Source organism: Janthinobacterium sp. UMAB-60, from assembly GCF_900095235.1.
Taxonomy (GTDB): Bacteria; Pseudomonadota; Gammaproteobacteria; order Burkholderiales; family Burkholderiaceae_D; genus Janthinobacterium.
In genome coordinates this window covers 1-20,679 of sequence record NZ_LT607494.1, presented here as the reverse complement: position 1 = coordinate 20,679, position 20,679 = coordinate 1, and the positions used below count along the sequence as shown (strand labels likewise).

General features: G+C 63.5%; 18 protein-coding genes and 1 tRNA gene. 7 read left to right on the top strand and 12 right to left on the bottom strand.

Going from position 1 to position 20,679, the window contains the following annotated elements; translation table 11 throughout:
• Positions 1-30: 30 nt before the first annotated feature.
• The 4 genes from K0F86_RS19540 to K0F86_RS19525 all read left to right on the top strand — a co-directional run bounded on the left by K0F86_RS19540 (position 31) and on the right by K0F86_RS19525 (position 3,282).
• The gene (locus tag K0F86_RS19540) at positions 31-819 is read left to right on the top strand and encodes a spermidine synthase (protein ID WP_219135930.1); all 789 of its coding nucleotides are present in this window, start codon (positions 31-33) and stop codon (positions 817-819) included.
• A 47-nt stretch (positions 820-866) separates the two neighbouring features.
• Positions 867-2,633, top strand: a complete 1,767-nt coding sequence (locus K0F86_RS19535; protein WP_257572249.1) for a GspE/PulE family protein — start codon at positions 867-869, stop codon at positions 2,631-2,633.
• Between the two features lie 68 nt (positions 2,634-2,701).
• Positions 2,702-2,777: transfer RNA gene (locus K0F86_RS19530), tRNA-Lys, on the top strand.
• Between the two features lie 103 nt (positions 2,778-2,880).
• Positions 2,881-3,282, top strand: coding sequence for a hypothetical protein (locus K0F86_RS19525; RefSeq protein ID WP_219135929.1), 402 nt, complete (start codon positions 2,881-2,883; stop codon positions 3,280-3,282).
• A gap of 1 nt (position 3,283) precedes the next feature.
• On the opposite strand, the gene K0F86_RS19520 is transcribed toward K0F86_RS19525, so the two are convergent.
• Together K0F86_RS19520 and K0F86_RS19515 are read right to left on the bottom strand one after the other, a co-directional pair.
• Positions 3,284-3,787, bottom strand: coding sequence for a hypothetical protein (locus K0F86_RS19520; protein ID WP_219135928.1), 504 nt, complete (start codon positions 3,785-3,787; stop codon positions 3,284-3,286).
• 3 nt (positions 3,788-3,790) lie between these two features.
• Complete coding sequence (locus K0F86_RS19515) at positions 3,791-4,837, bottom strand: lysozyme inhibitor LprI family protein (protein WP_219135927.1); 1,047 nt, start codon at positions 4,835-4,837, stop codon at positions 3,791-3,793.
• Between the two features lie 175 nt (positions 4,838-5,012).
• Between K0F86_RS19515 and K0F86_RS19510 the strand changes: the two genes are divergently transcribed.
• Positions 5,013-7,181, top strand: coding sequence for a S9 family peptidase (locus tag K0F86_RS19510; RefSeq protein WP_219135926.1), 2,169 nt, complete (start codon positions 5,013-5,015; stop codon positions 7,179-7,181).
• 55 nt (positions 7,182-7,236) lie between these two features.
• Here the strand turns inward: K0F86_RS19510 and K0F86_RS19505 are convergent, their stop codons facing one another.
• The 6 genes from K0F86_RS19505 to K0F86_RS19485 form a co-directional block, all read right to left on the bottom strand.
• Positions 7,237-8,529: an MFS transporter gene (locus K0F86_RS19505; RefSeq protein WP_219135925.1), complete on the bottom strand. Its 1,293-nt coding sequence runs from the start codon at positions 8,527-8,529 to the stop codon at positions 7,237-7,239.
• Positions 8,530-8,760: 231 nt separating this feature from the next.
• On the bottom strand, positions 8,761-9,492 hold the full coding sequence (locus K0F86_RS19500) for a BON domain-containing protein (protein WP_219135924.1): 732 nt from the start codon (positions 9,490-9,492) through the stop codon (positions 8,761-8,763).
• 104 nt (positions 9,493-9,596) lie between these two features.
• Positions 9,597-9,920, bottom strand: coding sequence for a hypothetical protein (locus tag K0F86_RS27655; protein ID WP_257572248.1), 324 nt, complete (start codon positions 9,918-9,920; stop codon positions 9,597-9,599).
• Between the two features lie 21 nt (positions 9,921-9,941).
• A complete protein-coding gene (locus tag K0F86_RS27650; RefSeq protein WP_257572247.1) occupies positions 9,942-10,280 on the bottom strand; it encodes a hypothetical protein in 339 nt (112 codons plus the stop codon).
• A 154-nt stretch (positions 10,281-10,434) separates the two neighbouring features.
• Positions 10,435-12,156 carry a hypothetical protein gene (locus K0F86_RS19490; RefSeq protein ID WP_219135923.1) on the bottom strand — a complete coding sequence of 574 codons (1,722 nt, stop codon included), beginning with the start codon at positions 12,154-12,156 and terminating at the stop codon, positions 10,435-10,437.
• Positions 12,157-12,237: 81 nt separating this feature from the next.
• Positions 12,238-12,837: a short chain dehydrogenase gene (locus K0F86_RS19485; protein WP_219135922.1), complete on the bottom strand. Its 600-nt coding sequence runs from the start codon at positions 12,835-12,837 to the stop codon at positions 12,238-12,240.
• A 112-nt stretch (positions 12,838-12,949) separates the two neighbouring features.
• Here K0F86_RS19485 and K0F86_RS19480 point away from each other — a divergent pair, with 112 nt between their 5' ends.
• Entirely contained in the window at positions 12,950-13,867 is a 918-nt protein-coding gene (locus tag K0F86_RS19480) for a LysR family transcriptional regulator (RefSeq protein ID WP_219135921.1), read from the top strand.
• A gap of 166 nt (positions 13,868-14,033) precedes the next feature.
• Here the strand turns inward: K0F86_RS19480 and K0F86_RS19475 are convergent, their stop codons facing one another.
• Genes K0F86_RS19475 through K0F86_RS19465 form a run of 3 tightly spaced genes read right to left on the bottom strand, consistent with a single transcriptional unit; the run spans position 14,034 to position 18,322 of the window.
• Positions 14,034-15,458 carry an efflux transporter outer membrane subunit gene (locus K0F86_RS19475; protein ID WP_219135920.1) on the bottom strand — a complete coding sequence of 475 codons (1,425 nt, stop codon included), beginning with the start codon at positions 15,456-15,458 and terminating at the stop codon, positions 14,034-14,036.
• Between the two features lie 50 nt (positions 15,459-15,508).
• Positions 15,509-17,107 (bottom strand): DHA2 family efflux MFS transporter permease subunit, encoded by a 1,599-nt coding sequence (locus K0F86_RS19470; RefSeq protein ID WP_219135919.1) that lies wholly within the window; start codon positions 17,105-17,107, stop codon positions 15,509-15,511.
• 6 nt (positions 17,108-17,113) lie between these two features.
• Positions 17,114-18,322, bottom strand: a complete 1,209-nt coding sequence (locus K0F86_RS19465; protein WP_219135918.1) for an HlyD family secretion protein — start codon at positions 18,320-18,322, stop codon at positions 17,114-17,116.
• A 144-nt stretch (positions 18,323-18,466) separates the two neighbouring features.
• Between K0F86_RS19465 and K0F86_RS19460 the strand changes: the two genes are divergently transcribed.
• Positions 18,467-19,186 carry a TetR/AcrR family transcriptional regulator gene (locus tag K0F86_RS19460; protein ID WP_219135917.1) on the top strand — a complete coding sequence of 240 codons (720 nt, stop codon included), beginning with the start codon at positions 18,467-18,469 and terminating at the stop codon, positions 19,184-19,186.
• A 23-nt stretch (positions 19,187-19,209) separates the two neighbouring features.
• Here K0F86_RS19460 and K0F86_RS19455 read toward each other — a convergent pair whose 3' ends face one another.
• Positions 19,210-20,379 carry a hypothetical protein gene (locus K0F86_RS19455; protein ID WP_219135916.1) on the bottom strand — a complete coding sequence of 390 codons (1,170 nt, stop codon included), beginning with the start codon at positions 20,377-20,379 and terminating at the stop codon, positions 19,210-19,212.
• Positions 20,380-20,679: the final 300 nt, after the last annotated feature.

Genomic DNA, 20,679 nt, shown 5'->3' with positions numbered 1-20,679 from the left:
CTATAATGCGGCACACTTTCAGGCCGCCTTATGCTTATCAAACGAAAATCCATCGAACAAGTCGAATCCTCGCGCCCCGCGCGCAAGCCCCGCTACGCCCCTGTCACCCTGTCCGAAATGGATGGCGTGCGCTATCTGCATTTCGGCACGGAATGGGTGCAGGGCGCCATGCGCATCCGCAAGCCGGACTGGCCGGAGCTCGAATACGCGCAGCAGATGATGGCGTGGATGCTGTGGATCGAGCAACCGCAGCGCCTCGCCCAGCTGGGCCTGGGCACGGGAGCGCTGACCAAGTTCTGCTACCGCCAATTTCCCCAGGCGCAAGTCGAAGCCATCGAGCTGAACCCGTCCGTCATCACCATCTGCGCCTCGATGTTCAAGCTGCCGCCCAACGACGAGCGCCTGCACGTGCGCGAGATGGATGCGCTCGACTACGTCAACGACGACGCCAACCATGGCACCCTGGACGCCCTGCAGGTGGACCTGTACGACGCCACGGCGCGCGGCCCCGTGCTCGACAGCGCGGACTTCTATTCCGCCTGCTGCGCCTGCCTGGCGCCGCACGGCATCATGACGGTCAACCTGTTCGGCGACCACCCCAGCTACGCGAAGAACATCAAGGCGATGAAGTTTGCGTTTGCACAGGTGATCTGCCTGCCGGAAGTCCATGATGGGAATGTGGTGGCGATCGCGTTCAAGACAAAAGTGGCGCTCGATGCCGACGCGCAAGCGGCCCTGCTGGAACGCGCCAAGCAAATCGTCGCCGCGACCAAGCTGCCCGCCAAGACCTGGGTCAAGGGCATCGTCAGCACCCTGTAAGCGCCGGTCCCCCCACGCAAGGCCGGCAGCCCTGAAAGGCGCCGGCCATGTCCGCTTCCCCTCCTCCCTCCCCCATTTCACCCGACACGCCGCTGCAACTGCCGCAACTGCTGGCCTGGCTGCAGGAAGACGGCTTGCTCGATGCGGCGCAAGCGGCCGCCATCAGCGCCCAGGCCACCCTGCTGCCGGCGCCGGCCTTGCATCCGCTGTGCAGCATCGCCCATGGCGCACTCACGCTCGACACCCTGTGCGCGTGGCTGGCGCAACGCGCAAGCCTGCCGTATGTGCGCATCGATCCCCTGCACATCGATTTCAGCCAGGTGGCCGACGTCATGACGGCCGGCTATGCCGCCCGTTTTAATATCCTGCCCGTGGAAAGCACGCTTGACCGCATCGTCATCGCCACGGCCCAGCCCTACGCGCTCGCCTGGCAGGCGCAGCTGGGCAAGCTGGCGCCGCGCAAGCTGAGCCTCGTCATCGCCAATCCGCTGCACATCGCCGATGCCATTGCGCAATTTTTCAGCCTGGCCAGTTCCGTCAAGGTGGCAAAACTGGCGTCCACGCAGGACCTGGCACTGCGCCAGAATGTCGAGCAGCTGGTGGAGCTGGGGCGCAACAAGGGCAACCTTGACGCCAACGACCAGCACGTGGTGCGCATCGTCGACTGGCTGTGGCAATACGCGTTTGCCCAGCGCGCCTCCGACATCCACCTGGAACCGAAGCGCGATGCGGGTCTCGTGCGCCTGCGCATCGACGGCCGCCTGCACCAGGCCTACCAGCTGCCGCCCGTGGTGCTGCTGGCCATGACGGCGCGCATCAAGTTGCTCGGGCGCATGGACGTCGTGGAAAAGCGCCGCCCGCAGGATGGCCGCATCAAGACGCGCAATGCGCAGGGCCAGGAAATCGAGCTGCGCCTGTCGACCTTGCCCACCGCCTTCGGCGAAAAGCTCGTCATGCGCATCTTCGACCCGGAAGTGGCCGTCAAGAGCCTGGCGGAGCTGGGCTTTCCGCCCGCGGACGCCGAACGCTGGCGCCAGCTGACGGCGCGCACGCACGGCATCGTACTGGTGACGGGCCCCACCGGCTCGGGCAAGACCAGCACCCTGTACAGCACCCTGAAGGCGCTGGCCGGCAGCGAAGTCAATGTGTGCACGGTGGAAGACCCCATCGAAATGGTTGAACCGGCCTTCAACCAGATGCAGGTGCAAAGCCAGGCCGGCATCGAACTGTCGTTTGCCGATGGGGTGCGGGCGCTGATGCGGCAAGACCCCGACATCATCATGGTGGGCGAGATCCGCGACCTGGCCACGGCCGAGATGGCCATGCAGGCGGCGCTGACGGGCCATCTGGTGCTGTCGACCCTGCACACCAACGACGCGCCCTCGGCCGTCATGCGCCTGCTGGAACTGGGCTTGCCCGCCTATTTGCTGGAAGCGTGCCTGATCGGCGTGCTGGCGCAGCGATTGCTGCGCTGCCTGTGCCCGGGCTGCAAACAGCCGGGCGCCGCCCCGGACGCCGCCGCATGGCAGCGCCTGACGGGCGGCCAGCTGGAACGGCCGCAGGCCATGTACCACGCCGTCGGCTGCGCCCTTTGCCGGCACAGCGGCTACCTGGGGCGTGCCGGCATTTATGAACTGCTGAGCGTGACGGAAACATTCGGCCAGCTGGTCAAGGCGGGCGCCGACCTGCACGCCTTGCGCCGCCAAAGCATCCTCGACGGCATGACGCCGCTGCGCATCGCCGGCGCCCGTAAAATCATTAATGGCACGACCAGCATCGACGAAGTGCTGAAGCTCACGGCAGCCCTGCCTTAGCTGGCCAGCACTTTCTCGCAGGAATGCTTTGCATTCTTTTTCAACTGATATATAATGCGGCCTCTTTCGGGTCGTTAGCTCAGCTGGTAGAGCAGCGGACTTTTAATCCGTTGGTCGCAGGTTCGAATCCCGCACGGCCTACCACGAATGCGCAGTACCAAAAAGCCTATCCTCACGGATGGGCTTTTTGCATTTCCGCGCCCACGGTTATACTGGCCTTTCGTCTGGCCAGCCATGAAAGAAACGCATGAAACTTGCAGCCCTGCTTTTCCCCGCCCTGCTGCTGTGTGCACAAGCGCAGGCGCAAGCGCCCATCGTGCTCGACGGCCAGTACAGCGCGCGCACGGACGAAACGAGCCTGGAGATCATTGGCGACCGCGTCTGCTTCGCGCCCGACAAGGCGCAGTGGGGCCGTCTGCCCCGCCCTGCCGCCACGCACGACGCATGGTTTTGTTTCAGCAACGATGCCCAGGCGCGCCGGCTGCTGCGCGTGCCCGCGCGCCAGGCCGACAATTGCGGCTGGCAAGCGCGTGCGCGCATCGTCATCGATACCTATCAACCGTACGTCGAGCAAGGCGACAGCAACGACATGGCGCGCCTGGCGTCCGTGGTCAAGGTGGCGCAACCGAACGCCATCGCCTGCGAATAAATCAACCTAGCTCGTATTCCCGCAAATAGCGGGCGAACAGGTCGCCATCGGCCAGCGGACACGCAAACCCGGCCCCCCAGTCGGCCAGCAACAACTGCGCTTTCAAGGGCAGCAGCAACAGCTCAGGCATGGCGTAGCTGCACCACAAATCCACCACAATGCCGTCCTCGCCCAAGCCCGCAAACAGGGTTTCCGTCTTCTCGCCGCCAAAGGCCAGCACATTCTTGCATTCCGCGCGATAACTGCTGTAGCCCGTGTAGACGGCGTCATACGGCGGCATGGCATCGGCCAGCGCCAGCCGCAGTTGCCCGGCCGTGAGGCCCAGCGCGCGCATCTGCGACGGCGGCGCCTCGGGCACGTACATGTCCGTCCAGCCGGCGCCGCTGCGGTGCGCATCGGCGAACACCTGCTGCTCGCCCATCTGCGTCAAACAGTGCTGCAAGTTATCCAGCGGCAGCAGTTCGATCATGCAAAAATCATCTTCGTGATAATAGGCTTCGCGCATGCGTCAATTCTCCAGCAAATCTTGTAATTGGGCATTGCGCCGCGCCGTCAGCAGGCCGGCCCAGGTGTCGCTCGTCACGGACGGATAACGCACGGCGCCAAAGTTCATCCAGGCATCGCGGTACGCCAGCCACAGGCGCTGGGTGGCGCGGATGCCCTCCTTGTCCACGGTGCCAGCATGGGTTTCCGCCGGCTTTTTCATCAGCTTGCCATAGATGGCGTTGAGCTCCTTGTCGAGCGCCGCCACCTGCGCCTTCGACATGCTGGCAGGCAGCTTGCCCGCTTCATATTCGCGCACATCGTGCGCCAGCAGATCGAGCTCGGCCGTGCGGGCCGCGATGCTCAGGGCGGCGCGCGCCGTGCCGCTCAAGTCCGTTTCACTGGCTGCGCGCGCGTCGGCAAACTTGCTTGCCGCCGTCTGCAGCTTTTGCAGCGACGCTTGCGCAACGGCCGGCATGCTTGCGCTGACCTTGCCTGTCGCCTGCGCGCGCACGCGCTGCTTTTGCCGCGCATCGATGGCGCTGCACACGCCCATCATGTAGCCGCTGGTGATGTCGTCGCACCAGTCCATCATGCCGCGTCCGCTGGAATTGATCTGCTGCAAGTGTTCGATGCGGCCCTGCATCTCGGCTGGCGCCGCATCGATGCTGCACGCATACTTGAGGGCCAGCAATGGGTCTTTCTGCACGCCCTGCCCATTCTGGTACAGCATCATCAGCACGGCACTATTTTGCGTGGCCATCGCGCAATGGCGCGCAGGACGCCAGTCTGCCGACTTGGGCGAGGACATACTCTTGGTATCGTAATACAGCTCGCTCGCCTGGCACTGCTGCAGCGATGCCACGGCGGACGGTGCCGGCAGGTCGGCCGGTGGCGGCGCCGCATCCTTGACCTTCAGGCAAGTCGCATACCAGGCCGTACTTTCCGCGTGGCCCACGCCCATGGCGCTGGTATTCGGGTAGGGGGCGGGCGCGGCGGCAAAAACCGGAGCGGCCAGCAGGCAGCTCGCTCCCAGCAATGCCGTTTTCAATAAGGAAAGACAAATTTTCATGTTCAGGCAGCGCCAGCGTGAGTAAAGCGGCAAGTTTAACTGATCGGATACGCGCTGCCCGCCCGATACGCGGCTATCCCGCCTGGTAAGTAACGGTTCAAGGCCTTGGCAGTGGCCGAATCGATGGGCAATAATGTTTCCCGCTGTACTCTTTTTCACTACCCGGACCACGCCCATGACCTTACCCCGTCTTCGCCGTTCCCTCGGCTCCCTGCTGATCGCAGCAGCCTGCGCCTCGCTGGCAACGACCGTCCACGCCGCCGATACCACGGCGGCTATACCCATTGCCGCCGCGCAAACGCAAGCCAGACACGCCATCACGCATGAAGACGTGTGGCTGATGAAACGGGTGGGCGCGCCCGTCGCCAGCCCGGATGGGCGATGGGCCGTGTTTTCCGTCGTCGACAGCGCCTACGACAGCAAGGATCAATGGTCAGACCTGTGGATCAAGTCCCTGCTTGACGACAGCCCCGCGCGCCGCCTGACGCATTCCAAGGGCGGCGAAAGCGCCGTGGCCTGGTCGCCGGACAGCCGCCAGCTGGTGTTCGTTGCCAAGCGCGACGGCGATGACGCGGGCCAGATTTACCGCCTCGACGTGGCCGCCGGTGGCGAAGCGCAGCGGTTGACCTCGCTCACCCTGGGCGCGCGCATGCCGAAATGGAGTCCGGATGGCAAGCAATTGCTGTTCATCAGCGACATCTATCCAGGCAACAAGACGGAAGCCGACGTCAAGCAAAGCGCGAAAGAGCGCAAGGAGCGCAAGGTCAGCGCCCGTTCGTATGAAACGACGGCACCGCGCTATTTCGACAAATGGCTGACGGACAAGCAGGTGCGCCTGTTCATCGTCGACGCCGACGCCGCGGCACGAGGTGATAACACCGCGCGCGACATCCTGTCGGGCACGCAACTGGTGGCGCTTCCCGGCTTTGGCGGCGGCCAGGGCGACGAGGGACAGTCCTTGGACGCCGTCTGGACGCCCGATGGGAAGGCTGTCGTCTTCAACGCGGCCAGCAACCGCGATGCGGCGCAGCGCGAAGCCGTGGTTTCGCAACTGTATCTGCTGTCCGTGGCCGGCGGCGAAGCGCAGCGCTTGACGCAGGACAAACATAGCTACGGCTCCCTGAAATTTGCCGCTGACGGCAAGACCCTGTTCGCCCTCAGCGACGCGCAAACGCCCGGTAAAGTGTATGACGTGAAACGCCTGGCCAGCTTCGCCTGGCCGATGAGCAACCCTGCGCCGAGCATCCTGACGGCCCAACTGGACCGTTCGATTTCGCGCTTCGTGCTGCCAGAAGGCGGCAAGCGCGTCATCTTCAGCTATGAACATGCGGGCCTGGAAAAGCTGTACTCGATCGACATCAAAGGCGGTGACGTGCGCGAAGAGCCATCCTTGCCGACAGGCAGCATCAACTCGCTGAGCAGCGGCGGCAAGGCTTTGGTCGGCGTGTGGGAGTCAAGCATCAATCCGCCGGAAATCTATGCGTTCAACGGCAAGCAGCCAAAGCGCCTGACGGCCTTCAACACGGAGAAAGCGAGCAAGATCGACTGGCAGGCACCCGAGCACTTCTGGTTCACCACGGCCGATGGCCGACGCATCCACAACATGCTCGTCAAGCCCGCCAATTTTGATCCGAACAAGAAATACCCGCTGTTTACCGTCATCCACGGCGGCGCGGCCAGCATGTGGCGCGACCAGTTCGTGCTGCGCTGGAACTATCACTTGCTGGCCAAGCCAGGTTATGTCGTGCTGCTGACCGACTACAAGGGCTCCACCGGCTATGGCGAGGAATTCTCGCGCTCGATTCAATTCGACCCCTTGAAGGGTCCGGGCGATGAAGTCAACCAGGGCGTCGATGAAGCCATCAAGAAATATCCATTTATCGACAGCACGAAGCTGGCGGCCGGCGGCGCCAGCTATGGCGGCCACCTGGCCAACTGGCTGCAAGCGACCACCACGCGCTACAAGGCCATCGTCTCGCACGCGGGCGAAATGGACCTGATCATGCAATGGGGCACCAGCGATGGCGGTTTCGGCCGTGAAACGAATGCGGGCGGCCCCGTCTGGTCGAACCTGCCCGTGTGGCGCGATCAAAGTCCCGTCATGCAAGCGGGCAATCACGAAAAAGGCACGGGTTTTACCACGCCCATCCTGATCACCGTGGGCGAACTCGATTACCGCGTGCCGGCCAACAATGCCTTGATGAACTTTGCCGTGCAACAACGCCTGAACGTGCCGGCGAAATTGCTGGTCTTCCCGGATGAAAATCACTGGATTTTGAAGGGCGAGAACAGCCGTTTCTTCTACAGCGAAGTCGAGGGATGGCTGGCAAAGTATTTGAAATAATCGTGTTGCGCACTTCTTGAAAGGCCAGGCTCCGCTCACGCGGGCCTGGCTTTTTTCATGCGGGCTGGACGGCAGCCACGGCCGCCTTCTGGCGGGCGATCGCCAGCACCAGCAGCGCGGCGACGAGGCAGGCGGCACCGGCCGCGAACAGGGCCGGATTGTAGGTCAGCATCAGGGTGCGGATGCGGCCCGCGCCGTACGCGGCCACGGCGGCGCCCAGCTGGTGGCCGGCGAAGATCCAGCCAAACACCATGCCCGCCCGCTCCCGCCCAAACGTGGCGCCCACCAGTTTCACGGTAGGCGGCACGGTGGCGATCCAGTCCAGGCCATAGAACATGGCGAACAGCGACAGGCCGTACAAGGTGAATTCCGAATAAGGCAGCCAGAACAGCGACAAGCCCCGCAAGCCGTAGTACCAGAACAGCAGTTTGCGGTTGTCATAGCGGTCCGACAGCCAGCCGGACAAGATTGTGCCGAACAGATCGAAGGCGCCCATCATGGCCAGCACGGAGGCGGCCGGCACGGCGGACAGACCCGAGTCGCTGCACAGCGAGATGAAATGCGTCTGGATCAGGCCGTTGGTGCTGAGGCCGCAGATGAAAAACGTGCCGAACAGTATCCAGAAGGTACGATTGGAAGCCACGCTGCGCAGTATCAAAAAAGGCGTGGCGAACGTCATGGCCGCCGCCGGCGCCGCCACCAAGGGCGTGGCCGGATCGGCGCCATACGGACGCAAGGCCACGTCCTGCGGCCGGTTGCGCATGCACAGGAAGGCCAGCACGGCAACGATGGCGCAGGCGACAAACACGGGCAGGACGGCCGTGCGCCAGCCGAAGTGCTCGATCAGCCAGGCGCCCACGGGCAGGAACAGCAACTGGCCCGTGGCCGAACTGGCCGTCAGCACGCCCACCACCAAGCCCCGGTGCGTCTCGAACCAGCGGTTGGCCACCACGGCGCTCAAGACGAGCGCCGTCATGCCCGAACCGAGACCCAGCAGGATGCCCCACAGGGCCACCAGGTGCCAGAACTGCGTCATGCGCGTGGCCAGCAGCGTGCCGCAAGCGATCAGGCCCAGGGCCACGCAGATGACATTGCGCAAGCCGAAGCGCTCCATCAGGATGGCGGCAAACGGCCCCATCAAGCCAAACAGCACGAAGCGCACGGCCAGGGCCGAGGAAATCTGCTCGGCATCCCAGCCGAATTCGCGGCTCAGCGGCTGCATCAGCGCGCCGGGCAAGCCCAGCGCGGCAGACGAGGTTAATGCCGTGAGGAAAGTGATGGCGACGATGACCCAGGCGAAATGGATGCCGCGCCGCTCCAGCCATTGCGAAAAGGGAAGAGAAAGCATGCTGTCCTCATGAGAAAGAGTGACGAGAAGAGTGGATGCCGGTCAGCATCAGCCGATGGGATTCTTCATGTTATATTATGATCGTAATTTATACAATCAAAAAAAAACTGGAGCCACACTGCTGCGTGCCGCTCCAGTCCTCGCTTCAAGCTTGTGAAATGGGGTCAGACCCGGCGGGGACATGTGCCCCAATGGGGCACATGTCGATCCCGCAGGAACTGACCCCAAACATTACTTCACCTTCAAGCCATTCTTCACGTCCTTCACGCCTTCCACGCCACGGGCCAGGTCGGCGGCTTTCTTGACTTGCGCCTGGGAAGGCACAAAGCCGCTGAGCATGACGACGCCGTTGACCGTTTCCACGTGCACGTCGAGCGCCTTCAAGTCATTGTCCTTGACGAGGTCCGCCTTGATCTTGGTGGTGATGACGGAGTCTTCCACCGCCACCTTGGTGCTGCCGGCCGCATTGCGCGTCATGCAGGCGGCCTTGGCCGTCGCATCCATGGCATCGCAGTTTTCCTTCGTGGTGGCGGGCGGATTCTGCGCCACGTTGGTGCCGGCCCTGGCGCCCGTATTGGCGTCGGCCAGCGCGGCCGTTTTCGCCGCCTTGGCATCGTTCATGCACGTGGTTTTGTCGGCGCCCGTGCGGTCGCCGCACTTGGCCTTGGCCAGGTCATACTCGGCATTGGCGACATCCTTGCGGGCCTTGCCCAGTTCGCGCGGCGTGTTGCGATATTGCGCCACGGCGTCCGAGTCCGCCTTGGTGCGCGCCACCTTCGCTTCTTCTACGCAGACTTTTTTCGCGTTGCCGCTCTGGCTGTCGCAGGCGGCCTTGGCCTGCTTGTAGTCGGCCGTTGCCTTGTCCGTCAAGCTCTTGTACGAGGCATCCTGCGCATACGCGGGCGCGGCGGCAAGCAGGGCGCTGGCACTGGCGGCCAGCATGAGTGCGATCATTTTGTTCATGGTGGTTCCTCTCTGGTTAGTTGATGCCCAGATTAGACCCCTGCCGCACGCAAAGCTCCGTGCGACAGCACACGCTGACAGGCCATCCGCGTAAAAATCAGCGTTTATTTGTCGCCGCTCAAGCCCTTCCGCCACAATACTTGCGCCTGTTCAAATGGTGAAGCAGAGTCATCAAATGCGCCTGCGCCATCGGCCAGCGCCAGCCAGCCTTGCGTGGCGTGCGAACCGCCCGCCGCCTCGTCAGCCGTGCGCACGCCGCGCATCCAGGCCAGCACCTCGCGGTACTGGCCGGGGTGGCGTCCATGCATCCAGGCCAGGGCCACCAGGTCCGCATAGGCCTCTTCGCGACGCATCTCGCGCAGTTCCTGCGCCAGCGCTGTCAACTTGCCCCGCTGCCTGCCGGGCGGCTCGACAAAGCCGTGCGGCAAGGCGTGCCAGTCGCCTTGCGCCTAGCGCTGGCAATGGCCGATTTCATGCGCCGTCATCGCTTCCATCATCAGGCCCTGGCGCGCGGCGGGCACGCCCTGCAAGACACCGTCCGCCTGCGCATTGCCGCGCAAGGACAGTACCAGCTTGCAGCGCCCTGCTTCGTAGCCCAGCGCCAGCGGCACGGCGCCGGGCGCATCCTGCGGCTGCACGATGATATCGATGGGCAAACCTTGCGCACGCGCAAACGCGATGACGGGCTGGCCCGCCTGCAGCCAGCGCGTTTCCAGTTCGGTCAGCGTGGGACCAGCCACGGCGGGCAAAACGATGAGCAAGCTCATCAGCAAGAGCGGTTTCAACATGGGATCGACGGGAAGAACTGAGGATTTACCACTGCAGAGTAAGCGGTGGATGTATTTCCACAAGGAAAAACTGGCAACTTTTCGCAAATAAAGACGAAAAAAAACCGGCGCAGTGAACGCCGGCTTTTCAGACTGATAATAATCAGGATCAAGCTTATCGCTTCGTCGCCTTGTCCAGGGCGCGGGCCGTGACGAATTCCGGACGGATATCGTTGGGCACGGCCTTCATCTTGTCGAGCGCCACCTGCACTTCAGGGCGGATCACCACGTACTTGCTCATCATCGCTTGCGCGCGCGCATAGTCGCCCGTCGCCTCGATGGTCAGAAATTCACGGTCCAGGTCGATCACGGCCTGCTTGATCTTGCCAAAATCGACGCCGAACTTGCCGTCGCCCAGCGAGACAAAGCCGCCCTTGTCGAGGATGTAATTGATCTGGATGGCCATGCCGCGCGCATGCGAATCCGTCAGGCCGAAATGCAGGGTGCGGAAACCGGAGGCGAGAAAAGTGTTATACAGCTTGCGCTCGGCCGCCTCGCCCTGGCCCAGGGTATCGTTGAGCTGGCCCTTGTCCATCATGTAGCGCAGCGCGAACAGGCCCGTGATGTCAGCCTTGGCTTCCTCGATGGTGGAATAGGCTTCCTTCAAGTCCTGGCGCGGCGTGGAAGCCTTGCCGTCGACCACGGTGGCGTGCGGGCCCAGGCCATGCATGATTTCATGCGCGAGGATGTGCGTGAAGAAGGAATTGAAATCGACGTCCTGCTGCGCTTCGGCGGTCAGCACCAGTTTCGAGATCGGCGTCAGGGTAGCCTTGAACTTGGCTTCCTGCACGTTTTTCAACATGACGCGCTTGGAGCCGCGCGCGCTGATGATGCGCTCGTCATTGGGCAGGTTGTAGGCGGCCGTCTGCACGGCCATGTTGCCGTCGCCGGCGCCATACACCTGATTGACCACCACCATCGGCGCCAGCGCGCCCACTTTCGGGTTGCGGTACTGGGCGTCGAGCGGCAGGTTGTCTTCCAGCTCCTGCATGTGCTTGGCGAAGAAATTGAGCTTTTGCGTCTCGGCCTGGTCGCGGATGTTCACGTACGCCTCGAACGCGGCCTTGTAGCCGAACAGTTCATCGTTATACGTTTCATACGGGCCGATGGTGATGTCGACGGGCGAATCGAGGTCCATCCAGGCAAAATCGGACGGCAAATAGTCGTTGTCGAGGAAAGCCTTGGCGCGCAAGGTGAGGAATTTCTTCAGCGATCCGTTGTCCGTGGCGGCCGCCGCCTCGTCGAGCAGTTTTGCCAATTGCTTCAGTTCTACCTTGTATTCGTCCGAGTATTTGACGGTCTGGTATTGGCCATCCTTGCCCGCGCGAATCGTCGTGAAGAACCATTGCGCCTGCTGCTTGTCGTCCGCCGGCAAGCCGTTCATCCACGTTTCCAGGCTGGCCTTGGTGGCACCCTGCGGATAGAAGTTGCCCGCTTCCGGCTTGTGCGCGGGAATGGCGATGCCCGCATAGCTGGCCGGCATGAACGAAGCATGCGCGTCGAGCACCGACCAGGGTCCCTTGTTGATCCAGAAATAGTTCAGGCGGGCCTGGCCCAGGGCCGACTTGTCCTTCTTCAGGGCCGCCCACAGCGCTTCATTGCCGGACCAGCGCTGGCGCAGCTGCAGCACGTCGACCAGCTTGGCCGCTTCGACCAGCTTGGCGATGGCCTGGCGGTCGCCTGCGGACAGGTGGGTGACATCGGCCGTCAACGCGACGGGCGCGTAGCGGGCGCTCATGGCCGTCAGTTGTTGGGCGGTGGCCGGGGTGGCTGGCGTTGCGGCGCAGGCGCTGCCGACGGCGGCGGCCATCAGCAGGGGAATCAGGAGTTTTTTCATGGGGCCTCGGTTAAATTCTGGGGTCAGACCCCAAGTGAGGCAAATTGTAATCCACCTGCGCCCCCGCCTGCAGGGCAGGTTTTACCAAACCTTGTACACCTGCCCCGTCTGCGCCCCTTCCACGCTGCGGCTGTAGGCCAGCGCCACTCTGCTGGCGGCGGCCGGCTCGAAGCCGTAGAAGAAGGGGCCATACGCGTCCAGCGATTCGGCCAGGACCGTGGGGCTGACGACATTGATGCGCACGCCGCGCGCCAATTCGATGGCGGCGCCCCGCACGAAGCCTTCCACGGCCGCGTTGGTCATGCTGGCGGCCGCGCCGAAGCGGATCGGCTGCTCGGCCACGATGCCGCTGGTGAGCGTGATGGAGCCGCCGTCGTTCAGGTATTCCTGCGCCACCAGCGCCACGTTGACCTGGCCCATCAGCTTGCTGTCCAGCCCTACCTGGAATTGCTCGGGCGTGAATTCAGCCAGGGGGCCGAAATGCAGCTTGCCGGCCGTCACGACGACGGCGTCGACCTTGCCGATGCGCTTGAACAGGGCGCGCACTTGCGCGATGTCGCCCATGTCGGCCTGGTGCGTGCCGCTGCGGCTGCCCACTTCGATGATTTCATGGCGTTGCGCCAGTTGGGCGGTGACGGCCGTGCCGATGGTGCCGCTGGCGCCGATGATGACGATTTTCATGCTGCTTCCTTGTCTGCTGTTGAACGATGGAGCCAGTATGCGCCGCTTACAAAAATGAATAAATACGCTAGAATTTACAAGATTACTAACTCAAAATTTGCAATCAAGGCGTATGGATAAATTGCGCAGCATGGAGATTTTTGTCGCCGTCGTCGATGCGGGCAGTTTCACGGCTGCCGCCGAGGCATTCCAGATTTCGCCCGTGATGGTGGGCAAGCACATCAAATATCTGGAAGAACGGCTGGGCGCGCGGCTGCTGGCGCGCACCACGCGACGGCAAAGCCTGACGGAAATCGGCCAGCAGTATGTGGAACAGTGCCGCCAGATCCTGGCCAGCATCCATGCGGCGGAACGGGGCGCCGAAGCCATGCGCACGGCGCCGCGCGGCAAGCTGAAAATCACGGCGCCCGTGTCCTTCGGCAGCGAGTGCATCGCGCCGCTGCTGGCCGACTACCTCGATGCGTATCCCGAAGTGAGCCTGGAATTGAACCTGAACGACAGGACCGTGGACCTGGTGGAAGAAGGGTTCGATGCGGCCATCCGCATCGGCAAGCTGGAAGATTCCGCCATGGTGGCGCGCGTGCTGCGGCCGTATGCGATGGTGATCTGCGCCGCGCCCGCCTACCTGGCAAGACACGGCACGCCACGCACGCCGGCCGACCTGGCGCGCCACGAATGCCTGGACTTCATGCAGTGGACGCGCCACGTGCGCTGGCGCCTGGCCAGGAGCGGCGACGACGATGGCAGCCCCGTGCGCGAAAGCCGCTTCCGCTCGAACAATGGACAGGCGCTGCGCGTGGCGGCCCTGCACGGCTTCGGCATCGTCATGCAGGCAGAGATCCTGATGGCCGGCGATATCGCCGCCGGCAGGCTGGTGCCGCTGCTGGCCGACTACGTGCCGGCGCCGCGCCCCATGCACCTCGTGTACGCGCGCGACCGCCAGCCCACGCCGAAGCTGACGACTTTTATCGATTTTCTGCTGGAACGCTACGGGCCGGCGGCGACACCGCCACCGGCCACGCTCACGTAACTAGTTGGATAGCCTTGTCATTTGTTGCTCATGGTTGATCTTGCGACACCTGAGAAAACCGTAGCGAGCGGCAGCGATTTGTGGCCGAGAAGCGCAACCGTACTTTAGTACGGTGAGCATCGCCGGCCGCAAAGCGCGACGCGCAGTAGGTTTTATCTGGTGTCCTTCAATGCTGCCAGCCGGCGCCGAGAGACCTCGCTACGGCGACCGTCGCCAGCAGGCGCTGGGTCTTGATCTGCACGGCGGCGCGGTCCGCCGTCAGCGAACTACGCTGGGCATCGGTGACGTCGAGATAGGTCGAGATGCCGCGCTCGTAGCGCGTGCGCGCCACCAGATAGGCGCGCGCCGCGGCGGCCTGCGACAGGGCCTGGGCATCGCCCTGCAACTGGCGCTGCTCCACGTCGGACAGCGCGTCTTCCACTTCGCGCAAGGCCGTCAGCAGCTTCGTTTCGTGGTTCGCCACGGCTTCCGCATAGCGCGCCTTGGACAGGTCCAGATTCGCCTGGTTGCGGCCACCGTCGAAGATCGGCAGGGACAGGGCCAGCGGGCCAAAGCTGAACTGGCGCGAACCGCCCTGCGCCAGGTCGCGCAGTTTTTCCGAGGCGTAGCCGAAATTGCCCGTCAATTGCAGCGACGGGTAAAACGCGCCTTCGGCCACGCCCACTTGCGCGTTCGCCGCGCGCAGGTTCGCCACGCTGGAAACCAGATCCGGGCGATGCGCCAGCAGGCTGGCCGGCAAGCCGACGGGAATGGCGGGCGGCAGCGGCAAGCTCGATGGCTCGGCCGCCACCGGCAATTGCAGCGCCGACGGCGGCTTGCCCGTCAGGGTGGCCAGGCTGTTTTCCAGCTGGTTGCGTTGGCGCTTGACTTCATGCAGGTCGGCCTGCGCGTTCGACAGTTCGACTTTCGCGCGCGCCAGGTCCAGCTCATTCGTCAGGCCCGCATTGAAGCGCGCCTCGACCAGCTGGGCCGATTCGCGGCGCGTATCGAGCGCACCATTCAGTATCGCCATTTCCGCATCGAGTCCGCGCAGCTGCCAGTAATTGCTGGCCACCTGCGACGACAGCATCAGCAGCACGCCGTCGCGGTCGGCCTGCGCCGCCAGCGCCTGCGAGTCAGCCGCTTCGACCATGCGTTTGACACGGCCCAGCAAGTCGACTTCATACGACAGCGAACCGCCCACGGAGAAGTTATTGCCGCTGATGGAGCGGTTGCCCAGGGCCAGGCCCTGCGAAGTGTTGGCCGAGGTGCGCGAGTTCGAAATACCCGTGCTGACGTTCACGCTCGGGCCCTGGTTGGCGCGCGCCGTGCCGCTTTGCGCCAGCGCCTGCAGCAGGCGTTCGCCGGCCGCCTTTACGCCGGGATTGTCCTGCAGCGCGCTTTGCTCCAGGCGGTTCAGGGTCGCGTCGCCGTAGATGCTCCACCACTCCTTGGGCAGCTGCGCGGCATCCGCCGCCGCCGCGCCGTGGCGGAAGGTGTCGGTGCCGGCCACATTCGCCGGGGCGGTGAAATTCTGGCCCACGGTGCCGCAGGCGGACAGCGCCACGGCAAGGGAAGCGGCCAGCGCGATTTTCGTCAATACTGTTTGCATGATGTGTACCTTCTTGTTCTTGAGGTGCTGCACGTGCGCGCTGTGCGCGGTCAATGACCGCCGCCACCGCCACCGGGAGCTTTGAGTTTGTCGGCCAGCCACAGGGGCACGATACAGGCCAGCAGGATGGCGCCGATCAGGAAGAAGCCGTCGTTGTAGGCCATCACATACGCTTCGCGGCGCACGATGCCGTCGATCGCCTGCAAGGCCTGGTTGCCGGCCGTGACGGCGTCATAGCCCTTGGCCATGAACGAGGACGTCAACTGGTCGATGCGCAGCTGCGTGGCGCTCGAATACGCGTTGATCGCTTCGCCCAGGCGCTGCGAATGAAAATGCTCGCGGGTGCTCAGGGCCGTGGCCAGCAGGGCGATGCCGATCGAGCCGCCCAGGTTGCGCGTCATGTTGAACAGGCTCGATGCGGACGGCATGTCCTTCGGCGCGATGCCCTTCATGGCGAAGTTCGACAGGGTCAGCATGACGAAGGGCTGGCCCAGCGCGCGCACCACCTGCGACCACAGCAGCTGGTCGTAGCCGGTGGATGCGTCCATGTAGGCATTCATCATGCACGAGCCGCCGAACAGCAGCAGGCCGAACGAGCACAGGATGCGGTTGTCCACCACGGACGACAGCTTGGCGACGAACGGCATGATGAACAGCTGCGGCAAGCCCACCCACATGATGACTTCACCGATCTGCATCGGCGAATAGCCGGCGATCTGGCCCAGAAACAGAGGCAGCAGGAAGGCCGAACCGTACAGGCCCATGCCCGTCACGGCCGACAGCACGGTGGCGACGAGAAAATTGCGCTGGCCGTACAGGGCCAGGTTGACGAACGGCTCGGCGCGCGTGGCGCTGGTGACGACCCAACCCAGGATACCCGTCAGGGCCAGCGCGGCGAAGGCGATGATAAAGCCCGAATCGAACCAGTCCTTCGAATTGCCCTCTTCCAGGAAGATGGTCAGGCAGCCCAGGCCCAGGGCCATGAAGAAGATGCCCAGCCAGTCGGCCTTCCAGAACATCGCCAGCTTCATCGGCTCCTTGTCCAGGCCATAGATCATGCCGGCGATCAGCAGCACGCCCGGCACCCAGTTGATGTAGAAGATCGAGGGCCAGCCATACAGCTCGGAGAGATAGCCGCCCAGGGTCGGGCCCATGGCCGGCGCCAAGGTCGCCGTCAGGCCGAAGATGGCCATGCCGACGGCGCGCTTCGACGGCGGCAGCTTGAGCATCACCAGCGTGAACGCCATGGGGATCAGGGCGCCGCCCGTAAAGCCCTGCAGCATGCGGAAGACGATCATGCTTTCCAGGTTCCAGGCCGCCCCGCACAGGGTGGAGAACAGCAGGAAGAAAGCGGTGGTGCCGATCATGTAGGTGCGCAAGCCGAACACGCGCGCCAGCAGCGCGGTGAGCGGGATGACGATAATTTCAGCCACCAGGTAGGCCGTGGAAATCCACGAGCCCTCTTCCTGGGTGGCCGACAGCGAGCCAAGGATATCCTTGAGCGAGGAGTTGGTGATCTGGATGTCGAGCACCGCCATGAAGGCGCCCAGCATGCCGGCGGCGACCGCCAGCCAGGTGCGCCCGGAGACTTTCTCGCTAATCACGGGAAACGCCGGCGTTGCCGCCGGTGTGGTGGAAGGGCTGCTCATGGAAGCTTAGCGGGCGGTGGTCTGGGCTGCAGGAGCGGCAGGAGCGGCGGCGTGGCGCGCGTCCTTCTCCTGATCCGCATTGGGCTGGTTCACTTCCACTTCGGCGATCACCGACATGCCCGGCACCAGGCGGCCATTCATGGCCTTGATGTCTGCCGGCTGGAAGACGATTTTCACGGGCACGCGCTGGACGATCTTGGTGAAGTTGCCGGTGGCGTTATCGGCCGGCAGCAGCGCGAATTGCGCACCCGAGGCAGGCGCGAAACTATCCACGGTACCCACCAGTTTCTTGCCCGGCATGGCATCGATCGTCACGTGCACGCTCTGGCCGCGGTGCAGGTCGGCCAATTGGGTTTCCTTGAAGTTGGCGGTAACCCAGACGTTGTCCTGCACGATGGCCGTCAGTTGCTGGCCAGGCTGCACGCGCATGCCCGTTTCCACGTTGCGCTTGCCGATGCGGCCGGCGACAGGCGCCAGGATGCGGTTATATTGCAGCTGCTGTTCCGCGTCTTTCAATTGCACGCGCAGCACGGCCACTTGCGCCTTGGCCACGTCGCGCGCAGCTTGCGCCGCACCGATCTGCGCCTTGGCGGCCGAGGCGCTGTCGCGGCGGGCGGCCAGGTCGGCCACGGCGCTCGAGCGGGCCGCGTTGGCCCCGTCCAGTTCCGCTTTCGAGACGGCTTTCATCTGGCTCGTGTACAGCTGGCCATAGCGCTCCGCATCCTGTTTCGCGCGCAGCAGTTGCGCATCGGCTTGCGCCACTTGCGCCTGGGCGGCGCTCGCTTGCGCCTGCACTTGCGCGATCTGTGCGTCGGCCTGCAGCACTTGCTGCTCAGCGCTGGCGATCTGCGCGGCGATCTGCTCGGTTTTCACGCGCTGGTCGAACGGATCGAGTTCCGCGATCACGTCGCCCTCTTTCACCATTTGATTGTCGTCGATGAAGACCTTGGTGACGACGCCGGAAATGCGTGCCGAGACGGGATGTACGTGGCCGGACACATAGGCGTTTTCCGTTTCCACGAAATAGTGGCTGCGGTACCACATGCGCGCGCCGGCGCCCAGCGCGACGAGGACAATCAGGCCGGCGATGATTTTCACGCGGTTGTTAGGGGGGGCGGAGCTGGCGGAAGCGGCGGGCGTGGAAGGTGCGGCGGGGGCCGCGGGTGGGACGGCGCTCAGCACCTTGTGCTCTGCTTGGCCTGGCTGGTTGGACATACTCGCTCCGAAAATGAAATGATATAGGTTCATTATTGGACAAAGAAAAGCCAAAGTCAAGAAATGAAACGATTGCATTTCATTTTAATTTGCACTACAGTGTGAGCCATCACTTACCTTCCAACTTATAAAGAGACCCAGACCATGTCCGATCCCGGCCTCAGCGATACCTTGCCCACCGATACAGAATCCGACGACGCCGCCCACGAGCTTTCCTGCTGCGGCAAGCCAGCCGGGCGCCCGCGCGCGGCCGACATGGAGGCGCGCATGGAAAACCTGCTGCACACGGCCGGCTGCCTGTTTCTGGAAAAAGGGTATGGGAAGGTGAGCCTGGAAATGATCGCCCGCGAAGCCCATGTGGCCGTGCGCACGATTTATGTGAAGTTTGGCGGCAAGTCGGGCTTGTTCAATGCCGTGGTGGAATTGCGCCGCGCCGCCTACTTCTCGACCATGCCGGCGCTGGAAACGGATATGCGCCCCCTGGCCACCATCCTGGGCGAGTTCGGCCTGCTGTTCGTGCAACTGGTCACCATGCCCGCCGCCATACGCCTGAACCGCATGGTGGTGGCCGAAGCGGCCACGCATCCGGAACTGGCGGAAACGTTTTACAAGGTGGGGCCGGGACAGACGCGCGAGATGCTGACCAAGTTTTTCAGCCGTCCCGACATCGCGCCGCTGTTTCGCGCGGAATTGACGCCCGCCATCCTGGCGCTGCACCTGCTCAATTGCCTGCTCGGAGATCAGATGTCGCGCCTGCTGTTTCCGCCGCCGGCCCAACCCGATGTGGCGCAATTGCGCACCAAGGTGGCGCTCAGCCTGGACCTGTTCTTGCGCGGTACCTTGCGCCAGCAGCTCGCGGCCTGATACGCGACGGCCTGGCGCGGAAGTCAGCCGGGACGGCTGCAGTCTTCCGGCACCGCCACTTCGGCACACGCATCGTTCAAGCCCAGCGCGTGCAGGAAAGGCTGAACCGCCGACGCGCCATCCAGGCTAAGTGAAGACTCACTTCCATCATGCCGTTCCGGGCCATAACGCATCAGGTCGAACGAGGTTTCAAAGCGCTGCGCCAGGAAATAGGTGCGAAAATAATCGAAGGAAAACGCCACCTGGCCATCGGTCCGCAGCAGCAAGCCGTGCGCATACAGCGGCGCCAGCCAGTCCCCGGCAGCCATACTCCAGCCCTTCACGCCGCAATAGTCGCTGGCAAAGCGTTCCAGCGCCGCCTCGTTGAGGAATACGCTCTTGGCTTCGAACATCACGAATGCCAGCTCGATCAGGAATTCGCGTGCATCGGCAGCCACGCCGGCGCCCACGCGCTGCGGCGCGCCCGCCTGGCCCAGCAAGCCATCGAGATAAGCGCGTTCGCCTGCCAGCTGCGGCAGCAAGGTGGCAAACACATGCTCGGCATCCATCTGCCCCGTTTCCTGGCCATTCGGCGTGTACAGTACCGACAGGGCGAAGTTCTTGCTTACGTCGTCGAACTCGCGCAGCGACACCGTCCACTGCGCGCCTGGCGCGTCGCCATCTGCCCCGCCCGTGCCGAACTCAAGCACGGAAAATGCCGCCATCTGGCCATCCGCACCGTACAAGCTGCCGGGATTGCTCTTGAACAAGATGCCCAGCGACTTCATCAGCGAACTGGCATCGCCCGTATGCTGATGGCCGTGGAACACGGCGTGGATATTCTTGTAGTGCGCGCGCCGCTCGGCACTGGCGTGCTCATCGGCCGAGAAAAAGCTGAAGCCCGCATTGCCCTGCGCCGCCGCCGCGACACCCTGCACCCGGCTGCCCGGCACCAGGTAGAAACGCGCGCCGGGCAAGCTGGCCGCCTGCAGCAAGGGGCGCAGGAAGTATTCGTAGACATACACGGGTGTCGTGCCGGCACAGGCGTCCAGCGCCACCAGCTGGCCCGTGAAGAAAATCGCGTCGATCTGCTTGCCCGCCGCCAGGATAGCGGCCACATCCTGGTACAAGGCATGCAGCATCACGGCTTGCTCTTGCTCATCGGCCCGGCGCAAACGGACATCGGCGATATGAAGGGCGGTAAACTTTTTCATTGTTGCAAAACTTTCTTAGAGCCTATCCCACGCTGGCAACATTTCTGGAAAAATCACACGCTTCTGTCGAAGCCGAACATGGTGACAGACCTCCATTCTGCCACTTTTTCCATACGGCAATACTCACCAATTTTCACATGGCGCCGCCGCGCCACGTTTTAACATGCTGAAGGTCAAGGGAAATAAAAAGAACCGGGAACAAGTCCCGGTTTTTTGTACTGAAAGTTAACTCTTTATCAGCGCTTGCGCGGCGGCGGCAAGTCCGTGCATACGCCTTCGTACACTTCAGCAGCCATACCG